General features: G+C 67.1%; 14 protein-coding genes. 7 read left to right on the forward strand and 7 right to left on the reverse strand.

What is annotated here, in order from left to right:
• Position 1: 1 nt before the first annotated feature.
• Positions 2 to 3,088, reverse strand: coding sequence for an efflux RND transporter permease subunit (locus tag AC6LKD_RS10530; RefSeq protein WP_498116140.1), 3,087 nt, complete (start codon positions 3,086 to 3,088; stop codon positions 2 to 4).
• A 6-nt stretch (positions 3,089 to 3,094) separates the two neighbouring features.
• Complete coding sequence (locus AC6LKD_RS10535) at positions 3,095 to 4,210, reverse strand: efflux RND transporter periplasmic adaptor subunit (protein WP_498116141.1); 1,116 nt, start codon at positions 4,208 to 4,210, stop codon at positions 3,095 to 3,097.
• A 192-nt stretch (positions 4,211 to 4,402) separates the two neighbouring features.
• On the opposite strand from AC6LKD_RS10535, the gene AC6LKD_RS10540 reads away from it, so the two are divergent.
• The 4 genes from AC6LKD_RS10540 to AC6LKD_RS10555 all read left to right on the forward strand — a co-directional run bounded on the left by AC6LKD_RS10540 (position 4,403) and on the right by AC6LKD_RS10555 (position 8,334).
• Positions 4,403 to 5,029 carry an ABC transporter ATP-binding protein gene (locus AC6LKD_RS10540; RefSeq protein ID WP_498116142.1) on the forward strand — a complete coding sequence of 209 codons (627 nt, stop codon included), beginning with the start codon at positions 4,403 to 4,405 and terminating at the stop codon, positions 5,027 to 5,029.
• The gene (locus tag AC6LKD_RS10545) at positions 5,020 to 5,817 is read left to right on the forward strand and encodes an ABC transporter permease (RefSeq protein ID WP_013393711.1); all 798 of its coding nucleotides are present in this window, start codon (positions 5,020 to 5,022) and stop codon (positions 5,815 to 5,817) included. Before AC6LKD_RS10540 ends, AC6LKD_RS10545 begins: the two co-directional genes overlap by 10 nt.
• Positions 5,818 to 6,010: 193 nt before the next feature.
• Entirely contained in the window at positions 6,011 to 7,621 is a 1,611-nt protein-coding gene (locus AC6LKD_RS10550; protein ID WP_498116143.1) for an ArnT family glycosyltransferase, read from the forward strand.
• Between the two features lie 68 nt (positions 7,622 to 7,689).
• On the forward strand, positions 7,690 to 8,334 hold the full coding sequence (locus AC6LKD_RS10555; RefSeq protein ID WP_498116144.1) for a VTT domain-containing protein: 645 nt from the start codon (positions 7,690 to 7,692) through the stop codon (positions 8,332 to 8,334).
• A gap of 79 nt (positions 8,335 to 8,413) precedes the next feature.
• Here AC6LKD_RS10555 and AC6LKD_RS10560 read toward each other — a convergent pair whose 3' ends face one another.
• Complete coding sequence (locus tag AC6LKD_RS10560; protein WP_498116145.1) at positions 8,414 to 10,642, reverse strand: NADP-dependent isocitrate dehydrogenase; 2,229 nt, start codon at positions 10,640 to 10,642, stop codon at positions 8,414 to 8,416.
• Positions 10,643 to 11,114: 472 nt separating this feature from the next.
• On the opposite strand from AC6LKD_RS10560, the gene ilvA reads away from it, so the two are divergent.
• Positions 11,115 to 12,701, forward strand: coding sequence for a threonine ammonia-lyase, biosynthetic (gene ilvA, locus AC6LKD_RS10565; RefSeq protein WP_498116146.1), 1,587 nt, complete (start codon positions 11,115 to 11,117; stop codon positions 12,699 to 12,701).
• A gap of 12 nt (positions 12,702 to 12,713) precedes the next feature.
• On the opposite strand, the gene AC6LKD_RS10570 is transcribed toward ilvA, so the two are convergent.
• Together AC6LKD_RS10570 and kdgD are read right to left on the reverse strand one after the other, a co-directional pair.
• Positions 12,714 to 13,649, reverse strand: coding sequence for a hypothetical protein (locus AC6LKD_RS10570; protein WP_498116147.1), 936 nt, complete (start codon positions 13,647 to 13,649; stop codon positions 12,714 to 12,716).
• Positions 13,650 to 13,708: 59 nt separating this feature from the next.
• Entirely contained in the window at positions 13,709 to 14,623 is a 915-nt protein-coding gene (gene kdgD / locus AC6LKD_RS10575; protein ID WP_498116148.1) for a 5-dehydro-4-deoxyglucarate dehydratase, read from the reverse strand.
• Between the two features lie 301 nt (positions 14,624 to 14,924).
• Here kdgD and AC6LKD_RS10580 point away from each other — a divergent pair, with 301 nt between their 5' ends.
• On the forward strand, positions 14,925 to 15,902 hold the full coding sequence (locus AC6LKD_RS10580) for a Bug family tripartite tricarboxylate transporter substrate binding protein (protein WP_013393718.1): 978 nt from the start codon (positions 14,925 to 14,927) through the stop codon (positions 15,900 to 15,902).
• 647 nt (positions 15,903 to 16,549) lie between these two features.
• Here the strand turns inward: AC6LKD_RS10580 and AC6LKD_RS10585 are convergent.
• On the reverse strand, positions 16,550 to 17,509 hold the full coding sequence (locus AC6LKD_RS10585) for a LysR family transcriptional regulator (protein WP_498116149.1): 960 nt from the start codon (positions 17,507 to 17,509) through the stop codon (positions 16,550 to 16,552).
• A 159-nt stretch (positions 17,510 to 17,668) separates the two neighbouring features.
• Here AC6LKD_RS10585 and AC6LKD_RS10590 point away from each other — a divergent pair, with 159 nt between their 5' ends.
• Positions 17,669 to 19,375, forward strand: coding sequence for a thiamine pyrophosphate-binding protein (locus AC6LKD_RS10590; protein ID WP_498116150.1), 1,707 nt, complete (start codon positions 17,669 to 17,671; stop codon positions 19,373 to 19,375).
• Here the strand turns inward: AC6LKD_RS10590 and AC6LKD_RS10595 are convergent.
• On the reverse strand, positions 19,363 to 20,106 hold the full coding sequence (locus AC6LKD_RS10595) for a class II aldolase/adducin family protein (RefSeq protein WP_498116151.1): 744 nt from the start codon (positions 20,104 to 20,106) through the stop codon (positions 19,363 to 19,365). The two genes, AC6LKD_RS10590 and AC6LKD_RS10595, sit on opposite strands and share 13 nt — an antisense overlap.
• Between the last annotated feature and the right edge of the window lies 1 nt (position 20,107).

The raw sequence follows: 20,107 nt of genomic DNA on the forward strand, positions 1-20,107 counted from the left end.
GTTATGGGTTTCCCTGCAAGGCGGAGGCTTGAGCCGCGCCGCGGACCGGTCCGGCCGGCGCGCGGTCCGCGACCAGATGGCGTCCAAACCGCGCGTAGACGGCAGGCAGCACGAATAGCGTGAACAGCGTGCCCACCAGCAAGCCCGCCACCAGCACCGTGGCGATCGCGCGCTGGCTGCCCGCGCCGGCGCCGCTGGAGAACAGCAGCGGCATCAGGCCGCCGACCATGGCGGCCGTGGTCATCAGGATGGGGCGGATGCGGGTGGCGGCAGCCGCGCGCACGGCCTGGACGCGGTCCAGCCCCCTGTGCCGCTGCTCAAGGTTGGCGAACTCCACGATCAGGATGCCGTGCTTGGTGATCAGGCCGATCAGCGTCACCAGCCCGATCTGGGTGTAGATGTTGAGCGTGGCGTAGCCGAAGAACATGGCGGCCAGCGCGCCGCAGGCGGCAAGCGGCACCGTGGTGAGGATCAGCAGCGGGTCGCGGGCGCTCTCGAACTGGGCCGCCAGCACCAGAAATATGAAGGCCAGCGCAAAGGCGAACGTCAGGGCAAAGCCGCCTTGTTCCTGCAGATACTGCCGCGATTCGCCCAGGAAGCTGGTCTGGAATCCCGCCGGCAGACTGGCGGCTTCGGCCTGCAGGAAGGCGACCGCCTGGCCCAGTGGAACACCGGGCGCGGGGATCGCGACCAGCGTGGCGCTGTTCAGCTGATTGAACTGCGTGAGGGCATTGGCCTCGACGCCTTTCTCCAGCGAGACCACGGTGGACAGCGGCACCTGTCCGCCGGTGGCGGTCCTGACATGGAACAGGTCCAGGGACTCGGCGTTCAGGCGCAGGTTGCGCGGCGCCTGGGGGATCACGTCGTAGGAGCGGCCCTGGGCGCCGAAGCGATTGACATAGGACTCGCCGACCAGACGCGCCAGGGTGTCGCCGATCTCTTTCATGCTCAGGCCCAGGTCGTGCGCCTTGGCGCGGTCGATCCGCACCAGCGTGGTCGGGTTGCTGAAGGTCAGGTCGGAATCCACGAAGGCGAACTGGCCGCTGGCGCGCGCCGCGGTTTTCAACTTGTCCATCGCGTCGTGGACCGCCCGATGGTCGGCCGGGGAAGACAGCACGAATTGCACGGGAAAGCCGCCAACCGAGCCGGGCAGGGGCGGCGGCAGGAAGGCGGAGCCCGCAATGCCCTCGATGCCCGGCAAGGCCGCCTGCAGATCGGCCATGATGGCTTCGGCGCTGCGGTCCCGCGTTTCCCACGGGCTCAGCATGACGCCAGCCCAGCCTTTGTTGAGCGCGCCGCCCGCGCCGGAGACCATATAGACGGTAGCGGCTTCCGGCAGGGCGAGCAGCGCGGCCTCGACCCGTTTGGCCTCGGCCTCCAGGAATTCCAGGCTGCTGGCTTGGGGGCCTTTCATGTCGACGATGATTTCCCCCTGGTCTTCCGCGGGGGCGAGTTCCGACTGCAAGCCGTTGAACAGGACGGGGAGGCTGAGCAGCACGCCAGCGCCGGCCAGCAGCACCGGCCGCGTGTCGCGCAGCATGCGCGCCAGCGCGCGCTCATAGGCGCCCACCAGCTTGGCGGTTGCATGTTCCACCGACCGCGCGTAGCGGCTGGGCGCCTGCTGGCGCATCAGCCTGGAGGCCACCATGGGAGACACGGTCAGCGCTACCATGGCGGACACCATCACAGCCGCAGCCAGCGTGAAGGCGAATTCGCTGAACAGCGCGCCCGTCAGGCCGCCGATCAATCCCAGCGGGGCGTAGACCGCAACCAGCACCGCGGCCATCGTCAGCACGGGGCCGACGATTTCACGCGCGCCGTTCAGTGCGGCATCCAGCGGCGATTCGCCTTCTTCCATGCGGCGATGGACGTTTTCCACCACGACGATCGCGTCGTCCACCACCAGGCCGATAGCCAGGACCATGGCCAGCAGGGTCAGCAGGTTCAGGCTGAAGCCGAGCGCCAGCATGGCCGCCGCCGCGCCCAGCAGCGACAGCGGAATGCTCAGCACCGGCACGGCCACCGCGCGCAGCGAGCCGAGGAAGATGAAGATCACGAGCACCACTTCCAGGCTGGCAATGCCGAACTTGCCCAGCACATTGCCGATCGCGGCGTCGATGAAGACGGTGACGTCATACGGAATCGCCATTTTTGCGCCGTCGGGCAGGTCCAATCCGGCCAGAATCCGGCGGACGTCGCGGGAAATATCTAGCGGATTGCCGCCGGGCGTCGCCATCACTTCCAGGTACGCGGCGGGCTCGCCGTTCATGCCGGCGATTTGGTTGCGGCTTTGCGCGCCGATCTCGACGGTGGCGATGTCTTCCATCCGCACCAGGCTGGGGCCGCGCTTGACGACGAGTTCGCGAAAGCCCTGGACGCTATCCAGGCTGGTGTCGGCGCGCACATTCGTCACCACGAGCGCGTCGCGCAATTGGCCTGGCGCCGCCTGGTAATTGTTGTCCCGGATCGCGGATTCGACATCTAAGGCCGTGATGCCGTGGGCGCCCATGCGCAGAGGGTCGAGCCAGATACGCATCGACAGCGCCTGTCCGCCCAGCACATTCACGGCGGCTACGCCGTCGACCGTGCTCAGCATGGGCTTGGCCACGCGCATCAGGTAGTCCGTGATGCCCGTCAGGGGCTGGCCGGCGGGCGCGGCGAATCCGGCGTAGACCACCCCGATGGCGCCGGGAGACTGCCGCACGACCACCGGGTCGTAGGCGCCCTCTGGCAGCAGATAGCGCACTTCGTTGACCTTGGTCAGGACCTCGGTCAGCGCGGTGTCGGAGTTCGCGTTCAGGCGCAGGTAGGCGTTGATGGTGCTGCGCCCTTGTTCGGACGATGAGGTCAGGTATTCCACGCCTTGCGTGGTGGCGACGGCCTGCGCCAGCGTGGCGGTGACAAAGCCCTGCATCAGGTCCGCGGACGCACCCGGATATTCGGTGGTGACGGTGACCACGGCGCTTTCGATGCGCGGATACTGGCGCAGCGGCAGGTCCAGCAGCGCGCGCAGGCCCACCAGGGCGATCAGCAGGGCGAACGCGGTGGTGAGGACAGGGCGGCGGATGAAGAAGTCGGTGAATGACATGGCGTCTTACTCTCCCGCCAGGCGCGGACGGACGGCGGCGCCGTCGTGCAGGTTGATCTGGCCGGCGATGACCACCAGATCGCCGTCGCGCAGATCCGTATCCGACAGCGCGACCTGGCCGTCCCGGGTTGCGCCGGTCTGCACGGACACGAGCCGGACGCGCGCTGGGTCGTCATTGCGCATGGCGTAGACAGTCTCGCCAGACAGGGTGCTTTGAACGGCTTCGGCCGGCACGGTGAGCGTGGCGGTGTCGGCGGGCAGCGATAGGCTGACCCGGGCATACGCGCCGGGCCATAGGCGGCCAGCCGCATCCGGCGCCAGCGTGGCGCGGACCCGCAGCGCGCGGTTGCCGGCGTCGATCTGTGGATCGATCGCGGAGACCTTGCCCGCCAGCGGAGCCTGTCCGCCGCCGTCGCTGGCGACAGACACGTCCAGTCCCAGCCGCAATGCGGCGGCGTGCCGGTCCGGCAGGGTGAAATCCACATGCAGCAGGCGGGTGTCGGTCAGAGTGGCGATGGGGGTGCCCGCCTCGACGTACTGGCCCAGATTGATCAGCCGCAGCCCCAGCGTGCCCGCGAACGGCGCGCGCACCAGGCGCTGGGCCAGGCCTTCTTCTCCCTGTGCGACCAGGGCTTTGGTTTCGGCGTGCTGCGCCGCGTGCTGTTCGTACTCGGCACGCGACAGGGTTTGTCCGAGCAGGCGCTTGGCGCGGTCCAGGTTGGCCTGGGCCAGCGCGGCCGATGCGCGGTGCCGCTCGAGTTCGCGGCGCACCGGGCCGTCGTTGATCTGCACCAGCGGCAGTCCGGCCGCAACCTGCTGGCCGCTGGCGAAATGGATGGCGGTGACGCGCCCCGCGACCTCGGGCGCCACCAGCACTTGCTGGTCCGCCACGACGGTGCCGATGGCCTGCAAGGTGGCGGGCAGCGTTCCGACCCGGGCGGGCGCCACCAGCACAGGAACGGGTGCGGCGTCATCTGCCGACGCGGCTTGGGCGGCGGCTGCGGCCTTGCGTTGCGTGTCGTAGAGGTAGAGGCCGCCAATGGCGGCAAGAACGAGCGTGGCGGTCAGGGCCAGTTTGCGGCGGGCAGTGCGCGGCGGCGCTGGGTTCGGGATCTGAGACATGAGGCCCATACGTAGAGTCAATGTAGCTGCGCTAAATGCGCAGATGGCAAGACTCGCCATGGTAGGGAGGCAGTCTCCCTTGGGGAAACGATAAGTTCTCCGTTATGGATTTAGTTTTTCTCATCTCTTTGCGGAATGGCGGGCGAGCCTGCATGCCGGCGTTTGCGCAGTTGCGGTCTAAGATCCGTACCCATGCCGATCCGTAACTCCGAACCGCGGCCGCTGCTCACGCTGCGCGGCCTGTATAGCGAACGCCTTTCCCCCGTAAGCCTGGACCTGGTCCCGGGCGAATGCGCAGCGATCATGGGCCCCTCGGGCTCGGGCAAATCCCTGCTGCTGCGCCAGGTGGCCGATCTCGATCCCGGGCATGGCGTAGCCTTGCTCGACGGCAGGCCGCGCTCGGGCATGCGGGGCCACGAATGGCGCCGCCAGGTCATCTATTGCCAGGCCGAGGCCGGCTGGTGGGACGACCGGGTCGCGCCGCATTTCACGGACCGCGGGCGGGCCTTGGCCATCATGGAGCGCCTGGGACTGTCGGCGGACAAGCTGGACGCGCTGGTGCACGAGCTGTCCACGGGCGAACGCCAGCGCCTGGGCCTGGTCCGCGCCTTGGCCCAGGAGCCGCGCGTGCTGCTGCTGGACGAGCCCACGGCGGCGTTGGACCAGGCGGCCACGGACCGGGTCGAAGAGGAATTGCGGCGTTACCTGGGCAGTGGGGCCGCGGTATTGATGGTGACCCACAGTCCGGCCCAGGCCGAGCGCATGGCGCGCCGTTCCTGGCGCATGGAGCAAGGCAGGATGGAGCCGCTATGGACGTGATCAAGCTGCAGGCCACGGATCTGGCCATCGCTTCCTTGCTGGTGCTGCTGAGCGCTGGTATTTCCTTCGCCTTGCGCTTGAACCTGCAGCGCCAGGTGCTGTGGGCGGCGCTGCGCACGGTGGTGCAGCTGCTGCTGGTCGGCCATATCCTGCGCATCGTGTTCGCGCACGCGGCGCCCTGGCTGACGGCGTTGGTGGTGGCGGTGATGATGGCGCTGGCGGCCAGGGAGGTCGCCGCGCGACCCAAGGCCCGGCTGACGCAGCGCGGCAACGGCTGGGTGGGCGCGATGGCGGTGGCGGGGACAACGGTTATCACGGTGCTGTTCATCCTGAATACGGCGCTGCGCCCGGAGCCCTGGTACGACCCGCGCTACACCATAGCCCTGATCGGCATCGTGCTGGGCAGCGTGCTCAACGCCGCCAGCCTGGCGCTGGACGGCGTGTTGTCGGGCGCGCGGCGGGAGAAGCTGGCGATCGAGGCGCGGCTGGCCCTGGGGGCGACCGCGCACGAGGCGTTTTCGTCCCTGCTGCGCGAATCCGTGCGGCGCGGCATCGTACCCAGCATCAACCAGATGTCGGCGGCCGGCATCATCACGCTGCCGGGCATCATGACCGGGCAGATCATTGCCGGCATGGATCCGATAGAGGCCGCGAAGTACCAGATCCTGCTGATGTTCCTGCTATGCGGCGCCAGCGCCATGGCGGCGATGGCGGCGGCTTACGGCGCGATGCGCCGGCTGACGGATGAGCGCGGGCGGCTCAGGCTGGACCGGCTGCATCCGGGATAGCCATTCCAGGCGCTTTTTTCCGGAAATTTCATGAAAGCTTGACGCGCGCTTGGCGATACTGCGCGCAATCTTGCATTTTCCTGAACTCTTTCCGGACTTCCATGCCGCCTGTGCCCAGTGCCGCAGTACCCCCGCAGCGCCTTGCCTCCTTTCCGCGCCGCCTCACGACGCCTGCCATGGGGGAGCGCCGGGCATGAGCGCGTCCATGGCAACTTCCATGAGCCTGCCGGCGCGGCGCGCGGCCTGGCCTGGGTGGCTGGTGCTGGCAGTCCTGGCCTTGTGGCTGGGCGCGCTGGCCTGGGCGCGCTGGCTGACCTTGCCCGACGAGGGCCGCTATGCCGGCGTCGCCTGGGAAATGCTGCGCAGCGGCTCGCCCATGGTGCCGCTGCTTGACGGCATGCCGTACTTCCACAAGCCGCCGCTGTACTACTGGCTGGCCCAGATCAGCTACGTGCTGTTCGGCGTGAATGAATTCAGTGCGCGGCTGCCGTCGCTGCTGGGCGCCTGGAGCGCGGGCGCGGGACTTTATGCCTTCGTCTCGCGCTACCGCAATGCCGCGCAGGCGCGCTGGGCGGTAGTTATCCTGGGCTTGATGCCGTTGTTCTTCGGCGCGGCCCAGTTCGCCAACATGGATATGCTGGTGGCCAGCATGATCACGCTGTGCGTGCTGGCCGCGGCCGATACCGCCTTGCGGCGTGCCGCCGGACGGCCGTTCCGCGCCATGTCGGTGGCCACGGGCGTGCTGGCGGCGCTGGCGGTGCTGGCCAAGGGGCTGATCGGGCTGGCCTTGCCGGGCGCCATCGTGCTGGCGTGGCTGCTGTTGCGCCGCGATTGGCCGGGCGTGCGCGCCTTGCTGTGGGCGCCGGCCTTGCTGGCCTTCGCGGCGGTTGCGGTGCCGTGGTTCTGGCTGATGGAACTGCGCTATCCGGGCTTCTATCAGTACTTCTTCGTCTACCAGCAGTTCGAACGCTTTTCGCAGGGCGGCTTCAACAACGCGCAGCCGGTCTGGTTCTACCTGCCTATCGTGGCGGGGCTGGCGCTGCCGTGGTCGATCTGGGCGGTATCGGTCTTCAAGCCGGCGTACTGGCGCGAGTCCGACCCGCAGGGCCTGCGGCGCCTGGCGGCGATCTGGATCGCGGTCGTGATCGTGTTCTTTTCGATTCCGCATTCCAAGCTCATCGGCTACGTGTTGCCAGTGTTCCCGCCGTTGGCTTTTTTGATCAGCGAACGGCTGGCGCCCGCCTGGGCAGCCGGCAAGCGGCGCGGCGCCTGGATCGCCGCCGGGGTGGCCGTCGTCATCTGTCTGGCCGCGATCATCGTCGCCGCGTCGAATCCGCGCGGCAGCGCGGGGCCGCTAGCGGCGGATCTGCGTAAGGAAATGCAGCCGCAGGACATCCACATGGCGCTGCATACCTTGCCCTTCGACCTGGGTTTCTATACCCAGGCCCGGGAGCCCGCCTGGATGGTCGACGACTGGAACAATCCCGAGATTCCCAAGCGGGACAACTGGCGCAAGGAGTTGTACGACGCGGCGAAATTCGATCCCGTCATGGGCAAGCGCGTGCTGATCGGCGCCGACGACATGCCTGTGCGCATGTGCGCGGCGGCCGACGGGTCGCGTTTCTGGATCTGGGGCCGGGACGATGATGCCGCCAGATACCCCGTGCTCAATGGCGTGACACCGCGGCTCCTCCGCGACAGGCGGGCGATTTGGCGCATTGATATCGACGCGGCGTTCCGCCAGCGCATGTGCGGCGGCCTGCCGGCCACGGGCCAGGCCGCTCCGCTTCCAGCCAAACCCTGATGCCATGCGGGGCCGCGACGCGCGCGCCCCGCAATGGCTGCAAACCATCAAGCATCGTGGATCCGATCATGAGCATTCCCGAACTATTTTCCTGGCTGACCAGCGAGCATGGCCTGATGGCCTTGCTGGCGCAGAACTGGGTCCTGGGCACCGCAATCATCGCTGCCGTCATCTTCGTGGAGACGGGCTTGGTGGTGATGCCGTTCCTGCCTGGCGACTCGCTGCTGTTCGCCGCGGGGGCGTTCCTCGGGCTGGCCGGCATCGATCCCGCCATATCGCTGGCGGCGATCACCGCCGCAGCCATTGCCGGCGATGCGTTGAACTACACGATAGGGTCGTCTTCGTGGGGGCAGCGGCTTGCCCGCAGCCGCTGGGTCAAGCCTGAACATATGGTGCGCGCCCGGGCGTACTTCGTCCGCTACGGCGCCATGACGATCACCGTGGCGCGCTTCGTGCCCATCGTGCGTACCCTGGCGCCGTTTGTCGCCGGCCTGTCGCAGATGCCGCGCCGCACGTTCTATGCCTACAACGTCATCGGCGGCGTCCTGTGGTGCTCGTCGATGCTGCTGGCCGGCTTTTGGCTGGGCTCGATCTCCTGGGTGCGCGCTAACCTGCACTGGGTGTCGCTCATCATCATCGGCCTGTCGCTGATTCCGGTCGCGCTGCAGTTCCTGCAGGTGCGTCAACTGCGCCATGGGGAATCGCAGCAGTAAGAGCCCGGCCAATTAAAAAGGCCGGCAGCCCCTTGGGGTTGCCGGCCTTTTCGTTGCCGCCGTGTTGCGCGGCAGGCGTTTAGCCGATCGAGGCCAGGGCCTGGTTCAGCGTGGCGCTGGGGCGCATGGCCTGGCTGGCCAGGGCTTCGTTGGGCTGGTAGTAGCCGCCGATGTCGACGGGCTTGCCCTGGGCAGCCTTCAGTTCGGCCAGGATCTTGTCCTCGCCGTCGGCCAGCGCGCGGGCCGGGGCCGCGAACAGGGTGGCCAGTGCGCGGTCGTCGGTCTGCGCGGCCACGGCCTGGGCCCAGTACAGGGCCAGGTAGTAGTGGCTGCCGCGGTTGTCCAGGCCGCCGACCTTGCGTTCGGGCGACTTGTTCTCGTCCAGGAACTTGGCGGTGGCCAGGTCCAGGGTCTTGGCCAGCACTTGGGCGCGGGCATTGTCGTAGCTGCGGCCCAGGTGTTCCAGCGACGCGGCCAGGGCCATGAACTCGCCCAGCGAGTCCCAGCGCAGGAAGCCTTCTTCCACGAACTGCTGCACGTGCTTGGGCGCGGAGCCACCGGCGCCGGTTTCAAACAGGCCGCCGCCAGCGACCAGCGGCACGATCGACAGCATCTTGGCGCTGGTGCCCAGTTCCATGATGGGGAACAGGTCGGTCAGGTAGTCGCGCAGCACGTTGCCGGTCACCGAGATGGTGTCCAGGCCTTCGCGGATGCGCTTGAGCGAGAACTTGGTGGCCTCGACCGGGCTCAGAATGCGCAGATCCAGGCCGCTGGTGTCGTGGTCCTTCAGGTAGTGTTTGACCTTGGCGATGATCTGCGCGTCGTGGGCGCGGTTCTCGTCCAGCCAGAACACGGCGGGCGTCTTGGTGGCGCGGGCGCGGGCCACGGCCAGCTTGACCCAGTCCTGCACCGCGGCGTCCTTGGTCTGGCACATGCGCCAGAGGTCGCCGGCTTCGACGGCCTGCTCCAGCAGCACCTTGCCCGAGGCGTCGGTGACGCGCACGGTGCCGGCGGCGGGAATGACGAAGGTCTTGTTGTGCGAGCCGTATTCCTCGGCGGCCTGGGCCATCAGGCCGACGTTGGGCACGCTGCCCATCGTGACCGGGTTGAAGGCGCCGTTGCGCTTGCAGTCTTCGATCACGGCCTGGTAGACGCCGGCGTAGCTGCGGTCGGGGATCACGGCCTTGGTGTCTTGCAGATTGCCTTCGGCGTTCCACATCTTGCCCGAGTCGCGGATCATGGCGGGCATGGAGGCGTCGACGATGACGTCGCTGGGCACGTGCAGGTTGGTGATGCCGCGGTCGGAATTGACCATGGCCAGCTGCGGCAGGACCTTGTAGGCGGCGTCGATGTCGGCGCTGATCTCGGCCTGCTTGTCGGCGGGCAGGGATTGGATCTTGGCGTACAGGTCGCCGATGCCGTTGTTGGGATCGAAGCCGGCTTGCGCGAGCGCGTCGGCGTGCTTGGCCAGCACGTCCTTGTAGAACACGGACACAACGTGGCCGAAGATGACCGGGTCGGAGACCTTCATCATCGTGGCCTTCAGGTGCACCGAGAACAGCACGCCGTTGGCACGGGCATCGTCGATCTGCGCCTGCAGGAAGGACTTGAGCTTGGCGGTCGACAGCACGGCGGCGTCGATGATCTCGCCGGCCTTGACCGGGGTCTTTTCCTTCAGGACGGTCTTGGCGCCGTCGGCGGCGGTCAGTTCGATCTTGACGTCGCCGGCCTCGGCGATCAGGGCCGACTTTTCGGTGCCGTAGAAGTCGCCTTCGCTCATGTGGGCCACGTGCGACTTGGAATCAGCCGACCAGGCGCCCATCTTGTGCGGGTGCTTGCGGGCGTAGTTCTTGACCGACAGCGGGGCGCGGCGGTCGGAGTTGCCTTCGCGCAGGACCGGGTTCACGGCGCTGCCCTTGACCTTGTCGTAGCGCGCCTTGATGTCGCGTTCGGTGTCGTTGGCGGGGGCGTCCGGGTAGTCGGGCAGCTTGTAGCCCTGGTCCTGGAGTTCCTTGATGGCGGCTTTCAGCTGCGGCATGGACGCGCTGATGTTGGGCAGCTTGATGATGTTGGCTTCGGGCTGGACGGCCAGCGCGCCGAGTTCCGACAGGGCATCGCCCAGCTTCTGGCTGTCTTCTAGGTAGTCGGGGAAGACCGAGATGATGCGGCCGGCCAGCGAGATGTCGCGGGTCTCGACCGTGATGCCTGCGGGCTTGGCGAAAGCCTGGACGATGGGCAGCAGCGAACGGGTTGCAAGCGCCGGAGCTTCATCGGTGAGGGTATAGATAATCTTCGGAGTAAGAGACATGATCCTTGAATCTGTTCGGCAGGCGCTAGGCGCAAACCCGAACATGCTATGCGGCCGGAAGCCGGTAGATGTTGTCGGAGAGTGGGTTCGTTTGGGCACGCGTATGCCCAACATGGCTGACGCCTGCCCCTTTTTTGATCTGGGGAAGTGCGATCGCCACTAACCTTCCATTGTAATACCGCGCTAAGCCTGCTGCGCAGCAAAATCCCGCGGATTCGATCGGGATATGGCCATAATGGCGCCAAATTAAACGGGGACGCATTAAATCGGACGCGCCGCGTTTGACAAAGCGCCGCGCAAGGAGGAAGCTACGTCCCCATGAATTTCCGCGCCGTCCGCATTTCGCTGATTATTACCATCATTCCTGGAATGGTGGGTTAGCGCGCGACCGCAACAGTCACAGCCACCCGCCCCAAGAGGCGGGTTTTTTGTGGCCGCCTCTGCCGGGCAAGACACCGAAGCAGAGAGCCAGATGCACCACGCCCCGCAAGCCAGCCAGCAAACCGTCACGCCGACCGCATTCCAGGACGGCCGTGCCTCGCCGATGGAATACCTGAGGCAGATCCTGACCGCGCGGATCTATGACATTGCCCGCGAGACCGAGCTGGATCGCGCCCGCGGCCTGTCGGCGCGGCTGGGCAACCCGGTCTACTTCAAGCGCGAAGACAACCAGCCGGTCTTTTCCTTCAAGGTGCGCGGCGCCTACAACAAGATGCGCAACACGCCGCAGGCGGCGCTGGAGCGGGGCGTGATCACGGCGTCCGCCGGCAACCATGCGCAAGGCGTCGCGATCTCGGCCGCCAGGATGGGCGTGCGCGCCATCATCGTGGTGCCGCAGACGACCCCGCAGGTGAAGGTGGATGCGGTCAAGGCGCACGGCGGCCCGACGGTGACGGTGGTACAGGCGGGCGATTCCTATAGCGACGCCTTTGGCCATGCCCAGAAACTGGCCAGCGCGCAGGACCTGACCTTCATCCCGGCATTCGACGATCCCTATGTGATCGCCGGCCAGGGCACGGTGGGCATGGAGATCCTGCGCCAGCATGCCGGCCCCTTGCACGCCGTCTTCGTGCCGATCGGCGGCGGCGGGCTGGCGGCGGGGGTGGCGACTTACATCAAGGCGGTGGATCCTGGCGTCAAGGTCATCGGCGTGCAGACCGAGGATTCCTGCGCCATGTCCCTGTCCATGCAGGTGGGGGAGCGGGTCAATCTGCCCGAGGTGGGCCTGTTTTCGGACGGCACGGCGGTCAAGCTGGTGGGCGAGGAAACCTTCCGCCTGTGCCGGGAGTACCTGGACGAGATCATCCTGGTGGACACGGACGCGGTCTGCGCGGCGATCAAGGACGTATTCCTGGACACCCGCAGCGTGTTGGAACCGGCGGGCGCGCTGGCGGTGGCGGGGCTGAAAAAGTACGTGGAACGCGAAGGCGTGCAAGGCCAGCCCATGGTGGCAGTGACCTCGGGCGCCAATATGAACTTCGACCGCCTGCGCTTCGTCGCGGACCGGGCCGAAGTGGGCGAGGCGCGCGAGGCGGTCTTCGCCGTGACGGTGCCCGAGGAGCGCGGCAGCTTCCGCCGCTTCTGCAGCGTGATCGGCCAGCGCAGCGTGACGGAATTCAACTACCGCATCGCGGATGCGCACACTGCCCACATCTTTGTCAGCATGCAGATTTCCCGGCGCGGCGATGCGGCGGACATCATGGCGGCGTTGCAGCAGCAGGGTTTCTCCGTCGGTGATCTGAGCAACAACGAGGTGTCCAAGCAGCACATCCGCTACATGGTGGGCGGACGCTCGCCGCTGGCGGCCGGCGAGCGCCTGTTCCGCTTCGAGTTTCCGGAGCGTCCCGGCGCGCTGATGAAGTTCCTGTCCGAGATGGCGCCCAACTGGAACATCAGCCTGTTCCACTATCGCAACCAGGGTACGGAGTTCAGCTCGGCGCTGGTCGGCATCCAGGCGCCGCTGGCGGACAGCGCGGCGCTGGACGCGTTCCTGCGGCAACTGGGCTACGCCCATACCGAGGAAACCGGCAACGAGGCCTACCGCCAGTTCCTGATCTGAGCGCGCCTGGATTCAGCCCGGCGCGCAGCCGGGTTTGCGCGGCAAGGTCACGCCTGGTTGCAGGCGCAAGGTGGCGCGTCCTTGCGCCGGCTGTGTCAGCTGCAAGGTGCTGGCGCGCCAGGCCGGCACGTCGTCGAAGGCCACGTCGGGCGCAGCCGTGGACTTGGACTGCGCGTCCGGCCGGTCGAACTGGATGGCCGGCAGGCGCAGGCAGACGTCCTTGAAATCCAGCCGCGCAAGTTCGCGGCCGTCGCTCATGCGCACCGCGCGGAATGCCATCGGCGTGTCCACGAACTTGGTGATGGCGGGGACGATCTGCAAGTAGCCGTCGGCGTCCTTGACCCGTTTGGTAGGCTCGATCTCGACCGCGTCCCTGCCCGGAGGCAGGGCCAGATAGGCCACGCCATCGGCCACGTCCAGCAGCTTGCCCGGGCCCAGGTTCAAGGCGGCAAGCGGTGCGTGGCGGATCATCACGGTTTCGTTCCAGGACGTCTGGATGCGCGTCCAGCCCGGCAGGCGGGCGTCCTCGAAGCGGGTGGTGGATATGCGGTCGCGGTCCGGCTTGGCCGACAAGACCAGGCGCTGGATCCGCAGCGCGTTGTTGACCACGCGCAGTTGCGCCAGCACGGTATTGGCGCTGGAGCTGGTGAAGTAGGCCAGCACGGCGTCCGTTTCCAGCGCCTTGGCGGTGGATGCGCAGAAGAAGGCGCGGGCCTCGACGCTCTGGCCATCGGGATAGAGCAGGGCGCCGACGTCCTTGCCGCACAGCGGCTTGCCCTGGTACGTGATGGTGGTGGCGCGGGTGGTTTGCCGCTGCCCGGTGTTCCAGTCGCTGCGGCTGCCGGTGGCGGCTTCGACCACCAGGCCATGGTTGTCGTAGACCACTGCCGCGCCCGCGGGCGCGGCAAGCATGCTGAGCAGAAACGCGAGACTGCGTCGACGCGCCATCGGCGGGCTCCCTGGGGTGGCTGGAGGGGTCTATATATACCACCGCCAGGGTGCGGCCCTTACTGCGGGCCGAGCTTGCGGATCAGGGCGTCCAGCATGTCCAGTTCATCGGGCCGCAGGTCCGTCAGCGGCGCGCGCACCGGGCCGGCGTCGTGGCCGACCAATTTGGCGCCGGCCTTGACGATGCTGACCGCATAGCCGGGTACGCGGTTGCGGATGTCGAGGTAAGGCAGGAAGAAATCGTCCAGCAGGCGGTTGGTGGTGTCGTCGTCGCCGGCGGCGATGGCGCGGTAGAACGCCATGGCCGTCCTGGGCACGAAGTTGAACACCGCCGACGAATAGACCGGCACGCCCAGCGCGCGGTAGGCGGCGGCATAGACCTCGGCCGTGGGCAGGCCGCCCAGGTAGGAAAAGCGGTCGCCCAGCTTGCGGCGGATGCGCACCATGGCTTCGATGTCGCCCACGCCGTCCTTGAAGCCCACCAGGTTGGGACAGCGTTCGGCCAATTGCGCCAGGCTGTCGGCCGACAGGCGCGATTGCGCGCGGTTGTAGACGATGACGCCGATCTTGACGGACTTGCAGACCTGTTCGACGTGCGCGGCGATGCCTTGCTGCGAGGCCTCGGTCAGGTAATGGGGCAGCAGCAATATGCCCTTGGCGCCCAGGCGTTCGGCCTCCTGCGCATAGGCGATGGCCGTGCGGGTCGGGCCGCCGGCTCCGGCCAGGATGGGGACCTTGCCCGCGCAGGTCTGCACCGCGGTGCGGATGACGTCGGCGTACTCTTCAGCCGCCAGCGAGAAGAACTCTCCCGTACCGCCAGCGGCGAACAACGCGGTTGCGCCGTAGGGCGCCAGCCATTCCAGGCGTTGCGCGTAGGACCTGGCGTTGAAGTCGCCGTTCTGGTCGAAGTCGGTGACGGGGAAAGACAGCAAGCCTTCCGAAACGATCTGCTTGAGTTCCTGCGGGGTGGTCATGTCGCGTTGATCCGTGTGGGGCGCCATCGAGGGTAGGAGTCGGCCGGCTGCCTGGTGAAAAAGGTAAGTCATCGTACAACATCAAATATGTCGATTCAAGGTGGAATTTCCTATGGAATAGGTACTTTATAGGTGCATACCCGATGGCAATAGATTCTGCTTTTCAAAAATATTTTCTTAGTTGTACGATGACTAACGCAGAGTTGGACGCAGTTCGAAGGGGGCGTGTCGGGTCAGTTCGAAGAATTGGCGCGGACGCCGGCGCTCGCGGCCGCCCACCAGACCATCCAGAGGAGACTCCATGAACCCGAGCAAGAGACAGTTCCTGGGCGGCGCAGCGGCGCTTTGCCTGTCGCCGTGGCTCCCGGCCTGGGCCCAGTCCGGCGACTGGCCGACGCGCGCGGTGCGCATCATCGTGCCTTACCCGCCTGGCGGCTCATCCGACATCATTGCCCGCATCCTGGCGCCGCGCCTGGCCGATGCCCTGAAGCAGACCGTGGTGGTCGAGAACAAGCCCGGGGCCAACGGCAACCTGGGCGCCGGCCTGGTGGTGCAGGCCGCGCAGGAAGGCCATACCGTGCTGTTGTGCGACGTGGGGGCGCTGGCGATCAGCCCGTCCGTGTACACCAAGCTGTCCTTCGACCCGTCCAAGGACCTGCGCGCGGTCGGCATGCTGGCCTATTCGCCCCACGTGTTGGCGGTCCATCCCGACGTGCCCGCAAAGACGGTGCAGGAACTGGTGGCCTTGTCCAAGCAGCAGCGCCTGAACTTCGCCGTGACCGCCATCGGCAGCGCGCCGCACCTGGCCGCCGTGGCCGTGCAGCAGGCCACCGGCGCGAAATGGGAATACGTGCCGTACAAGGGCGGCTCGCAGGCGGTGACGGACACGATAGGCGGGCAGACCCAGGTCATCATGAACGGTCTGCTGGCCACGCTGCCCCACATCAAGGCCGGCAAGCTGCGGCCGATCGCGATCTCCAAGCGCGAACGCATGCAGTTGGTGCCCGACATTCCGACCATCTCCGAGCAGGGCGTGGCCGGTTTCGAGTCCGGCACTTGGCAAGGGGTGATGGCGCCCGTGACAACGACTGATCCTGTTGCCATCCGCTTGTCGGAACTGATGGCGCAGATCGTCAACCAACCGGACGTGAAGGCGCAACTGAACGAACAGGGCGCGGAAATCGTCACCCGCAATCCCGCCGAACTGGCGCAGTTCTTCAACAGCGAACGGGCGCGTTGGGCCTCGGTGGTGAAAAGCGCGGACATTCGGCTGGATTGAGGTCGGGGCCGCCTGGACAGGTTGCAAGGCGCGGGAGCACACTGGAACCGTCCCGCGCCCGCTCAGGCCCCGGTGCGACGCGGGGCCAGGCCGCGTGCGGTCGCGTCTCAGGGGCAGGGCATGCAGCCATGAAAATCCTTTGGGCAGCCGCGCTGCTGGCAGCCTTCTGGGGATCCGTCGCCGCGCAAGGCGGCGGCCCCTCCGTTCCCCAGCCCCCGCCTTCAGCCCGCGTCATCCCCGATGCCTGCGTCGGTACATCATGCCCCCGGCTCGTCAATCCGGGCGCCAGTCAGGAACCCTGCCTGGGCACTGGCTGCGCCACCGCCGGCCGGCCGCCCGGCCCGCCCGCGCCGCCCTCCAGCGGCCCCAGCCGCCAGCCGGGCTGGATGAGCCCGGCGCCATCCCGTTTGCCGCCGATGCCGGCGCAGCGCGGCGTGCCGGCAGGGCCGCTGACACCGGCGCCGCCGCTGCCGGTGCCTAGGTGAAGGGGGTCTTCGATAGGAGGCGGCAAAAAGACCGGAAAAAAAACCGGAAAAATTAAGCAGATAAATCCACCCGGACGGTGGATTTATTTTTTTGATATCAACAACGTAGGTCGAGTCGAGAGTCCGAAAGACAACCGGCAGGCAGGCTCCCGATCAGCAAGCTCATGGTAGTCCCGAACGCCCCCCCGCCATCCGCATATACGACCGATAAGGCTCCGCCTGAACCATCCCCTCCAGCAACTCCCGCAGGACGTCCTGCACGATCTTCACCGCCTGCGTCAGCGGCCGGTTGGATGCGGTGGCCAGCATCAGGCGCGTGGACAGGGCGGGATTGACGATCCTGCGGGCGACCAGCTGGCCGCTGTGCAACTCGCCCACCACCGCGGGCAGGGCCAGGACCGTGTGGGCCAGTCCGTTCAGCACGATTTCCTTCATCAGTTCCAGCGCGTCCATTTCGAACACGACGTTCAAGGGCGCGTCCGCCTGCGCTGCCGCCTGTTCCAGCGTGCGGCGCAGGCCGTGGCTGCGCGTGGGCAGCGCCAACGGCAGATCAGCCAGCTGCGAGAAGTCGATGGAGGACAAGGCCCGCGCGGCGGGCGACAGGTTCTGCGCCGGCGATACCAGCGCCAGGTCCAGCTCGGCCAGGGGATCGACCACCACGTGCTGCGAGCGCCGCGCGTCGTGCAGCACGGCGATGTCGACGCGGGCATTGGCCAGCCATTCGTGCACGTAGCCGCTGTAGCCGGTGATGACGTTGAGCTGGATGCGCGGATGGCGCTTCCAGATTTCCGCAACCAGAGGCATGCCGACCATATGGGACAGCGTAGGCGTCAGGCCCAGCGTGACCTGGCCCGAGGGCGATTTCTGCTCGTCGTGGAATTCGGTCACGACCCGCGCCATTTGCGCCAGCAAGGGGCGCAAGCTATCCAGCAGCTTCTCGCCCTCGGGCGTCAGGGACACGCCGCGGCCATTGCGGTAGAGCAGGGCGCAGCCGCATTCGTCTTCGAGCTTCCGGACCTGGCGGCCCAGCGCCGATTGCGCGATGCCGAGCACCGAGGCGGCCTTGGAGAAGCTGCCCGAGTCGGCGACGTGGATCAGGTTCTCGATCTTGCGTAGGTCCATCGCAATGTCTCGCCGCCTGCTTGCGGGCAGGCGCTCCTTGTGTGCGTTTCTTGTATATCTGATAGGCACAGTATGCCTACATGGCATCCCGCCAGCCATCCTAGAATTCCTGCGTATCCGCCCCACGCCTGAGCGCTTGCCCTTGGTTTCCGGCCATCCATGACACCTGTTTCCGAACTGAACACGTCTTCCCATGCCTTGCTCGACATCTTCGCCCGCAACGGCATCGACCGCGTTTTCCTCGTGCCCGGGGAAAGCTATCTGGGGGTGCTCGACGCCTTGCATGATTTCCCGGGCATCGACGTGGTGACCTGCCGGCATGAAGGCGGCGCGAGCTTCATGGCCTGCGCCGACGGCCGGTTGACGGGCCGGCCGGGCGTGGTCATGGTGTCTCGGGGGCCAGGGGCGGCGAACGCGGCCATCGGCGTGCATGCCGCGCAGCAGGATGGCGTGCCCATGATCCTGCTGATCGGACAGGTGCCGCGCAAGGACTTGCGCAAGGAGGCGTTCCAGGAGATCGACTATCAGCAGATGTTCGGTTCCATCGCCAAGTGGGTGCATGAGGTGGCGGCGCCGGAGGACCTGGTCTGGGCCGCCTTCAAGGCGCTGCGGGTGGCGATTGCCGGCACGCCCGGGCCGGTGGTGCTGGTGGTGCCGGAAGACGTGCAACAGGCGCTGGTGCCGCAACCGGATTGGGTGGCCGAGCCTGCCAGCCCGGTGCAGCCGGCGCCCGCCACACTGGCGCGGCTGCAGGCCTTGCTGGACGGCGCCCGCAAGCCGCTGATCATCGCCGGCGGCGCCTACAACTCGCCGGGCGGGCGCGATGCGCTGCGGCAGTTGGCGGAGCGGCACGGCATACCGGTGGCAGTATCGTTCCGCCAGCATGACTTGTTCCCCAACACGCATCCGCTGTACGCCGGCGACCTGGACCTGGCGACGCAGCCCGCTCAAGTGGAGGCGTTCGATTCCAGCGATCTGATCCTGGCCCTGGGCACGCGCCTGGGCGACATCACAACCCAGGGCTACACGTTTCCGGCCTATCCCAGGCCGTCGCAGACGCTGGTGCATTGCCATGCCGACGCGCATTTCGTGAACCAGCACTTTGCGGCGGACGTGGGCATCATCGCGGATCCGGTGGCCACGGCGCAGGCGCTGGCCGCGCTGCCGGCGGCGGACCGTGGCGGGCGCGAGGACTGGGCGGAATCCTTGCGCGCGATCCGCGAGCGCTCCGCCGCCTGGCCCGATCCAAAGGCCGACGATGGCGTGCCCTTCGTGTCGGTGGTGCGAGCGCTGGCCGAACAGGCGCCGCCGGACCTCATGGTTTGTCTGGACGCGGGCACCTTCGCGGCGCCGGTGTATCGCCATTTTCCCTTCGTCTACCCGCAACGGCTGATGGCCTCGCAATCGGGCGCCATGGGCTATGGCACGCCGGCCGCCATCGCCTCGCAGCTGCGTAACCCGCAAAGCAAGGTGGTATGCCTGGTCGGCGACGGCGGCTTCATGATGACGGGCAACGAGATGATGGCCGCGGCCGAGCGCGGACTGCCGGTGTTCTTCATCGTCTCCAACAACAATTGCTATGGCTCCATCCGCCTGCATCAGGCGCGCACCTATCCCGGGCGATACGCAGGCACCAATCTCGCCAGCCCCGATTTCACGATGATGGCGCGCGCCTTCGGCATACAGACAGAGCACGTCACCCGCGCGGACCAGGTGGCCGGCGCCATCGCCCGCGGGCTGGCCTCGCCCGTCCCGTACTTCCTGGAGGTCAAGACCAGCCTCGCCGCGATCCTGCCCGACGGCGCGGACAGCGGCGCAGGCATCGACCTGCTGGGGCGCGGCCAGCCGGCGGCTCATTCGCGGTAGCCGGGATCCTTCCTGTCCATCAGGCGCAGCATGGCCGGCCATTCCAGTTCGCCGAAGGGGCGGCGCGTGGTCGGTTGGTACAGGTGCCAGGTCTTTTCGATCACTTCCGGAGGCGGCAGGCAAAGTTCGCGGTTGGCGGCCAGGGCGTCGACCTGCGCCTTGCACGCCATCTCCAGCCAGTACAGCGTGTTGAACGCTTGCGCGATGCTGGGGCCTGCCGCCAGCAGGCCGTGGTTGCGCAGGATCATCGCCTCGCTCTGGCCCAGGTCCGCCACCAGCCGCGCGCGCTCGTCCAGGTCGATGGCTACGCTTTCGTAGTCGTGGTACGGGATCTTGGCGAAGCGCATGGCGGTCTGGGTCAGCGGCAGCAAGCCGCATTGCAGCGCCGACACCGCCATGCCGGCCCGCGTGTGCGTGTGGATGACGCAGTGCACGTCGTGGCGGGCGCCGTGCACCGCACTGTGGATGACGTAGCCGGCGGCGTTGATGCCGTATTCTCCCGGGTTGCTCAGCACATTCCCGTCCAGGTCGATCTTGACCAGGCTGGACGCGGTGATTTCGTCATACATCATGCCGTAGGGGTTGATCAGCAGATGGCCCTTGGGTCCGGGTATGCGCGCGGTGATGTGGTTGTAGATGAGATCGCTCATGCCAAAGTGGGACACCAGCCGGTAGCAGGCGGCCAGTTGGATGCGGGTGTCGCGTTCGGCGGGGCTCATGGGGCTATGCATG

Source organism: Achromobacter sp. D7-1, assembly GCF_059760445.1.

What these genes read in the sequence shown, in the direction of transcription:
- AC6LKD_RS10530 (WP_498116140.1), bottom strand. Translation starts at nt 3,088, where the DNA reads ATGTCATTCACCGACTTCTTCATCCGCCGCCCTGTCCTCACCACCGCG.
- AC6LKD_RS10535 (WP_498116141.1), bottom strand. Translation starts at nt 4,210, where the DNA reads ATGTCTCAGATCCCGAACCCAGCGCCGCCGCGCACTGCCCGCCGCAAA.
- AC6LKD_RS10540 (WP_498116142.1), top strand. Translation starts at nt 4,403, where the DNA reads ATGCCGATCCGTAACTCCGAACCGCGGCCGCTGCTCACGCTGCGCGGC.
- AC6LKD_RS10545 (WP_013393711.1), top strand. Translation starts at nt 5,020, where the DNA reads ATGGACGTGATCAAGCTGCAGGCCACGGATCTGGCCATCGCTTCCTTG.
- AC6LKD_RS10550 (WP_498116143.1), top strand. Translation starts at nt 6,011, where the DNA reads ATGAGCGCGTCCATGGCAACTTCCATGAGCCTGCCGGCGCGGCGCGCG.
- AC6LKD_RS10555 (WP_498116144.1), top strand. Translation starts at nt 7,690, where the DNA reads ATGAGCATTCCCGAACTATTTTCCTGGCTGACCAGCGAGCATGGCCTG.
- AC6LKD_RS10560 (WP_498116145.1), bottom strand. Translation starts at nt 10,642, where the DNA reads ATGTCTCTTACTCCGAAGATTATCTATACCCTCACCGATGAAGCTCCG.
- ilvA (WP_498116146.1), top strand. Translation starts at nt 11,115, where the DNA reads ATGCACCACGCCCCGCAAGCCAGCCAGCAAACCGTCACGCCGACCGCA.
- AC6LKD_RS10570 (WP_498116147.1), bottom strand. Translation starts at nt 13,649, where the DNA reads ATGGCGCGTCGACGCAGTCTCGCGTTTCTGCTCAGCATGCTTGCCGCG.
- kdgD (WP_498116148.1), bottom strand. Translation starts at nt 14,623, where the DNA reads ATGACCACCCCGCAGGAACTCAAGCAGATCGTTTCGGAAGGCTTGCTG.
- AC6LKD_RS10580 (WP_013393718.1), top strand. Translation starts at nt 14,925, where the DNA reads ATGAACCCGAGCAAGAGACAGTTCCTGGGCGGCGCAGCGGCGCTTTGC.
- AC6LKD_RS10585 (WP_498116149.1), bottom strand. Translation starts at nt 17,509, where the DNA reads ATGGACCTACGCAAGATCGAGAACCTGATCCACGTCGCCGACTCGGGC.
- AC6LKD_RS10590 (WP_498116150.1), top strand. Translation starts at nt 17,669, where the DNA reads ATGACACCTGTTTCCGAACTGAACACGTCTTCCCATGCCTTGCTCGAC.
- AC6LKD_RS10595 (WP_498116151.1), bottom strand. Translation starts at nt 20,106, where the DNA reads ATGCATAGCCCCATGAGCCCCGCCGAACGCGACACCCGCATCCAACTG.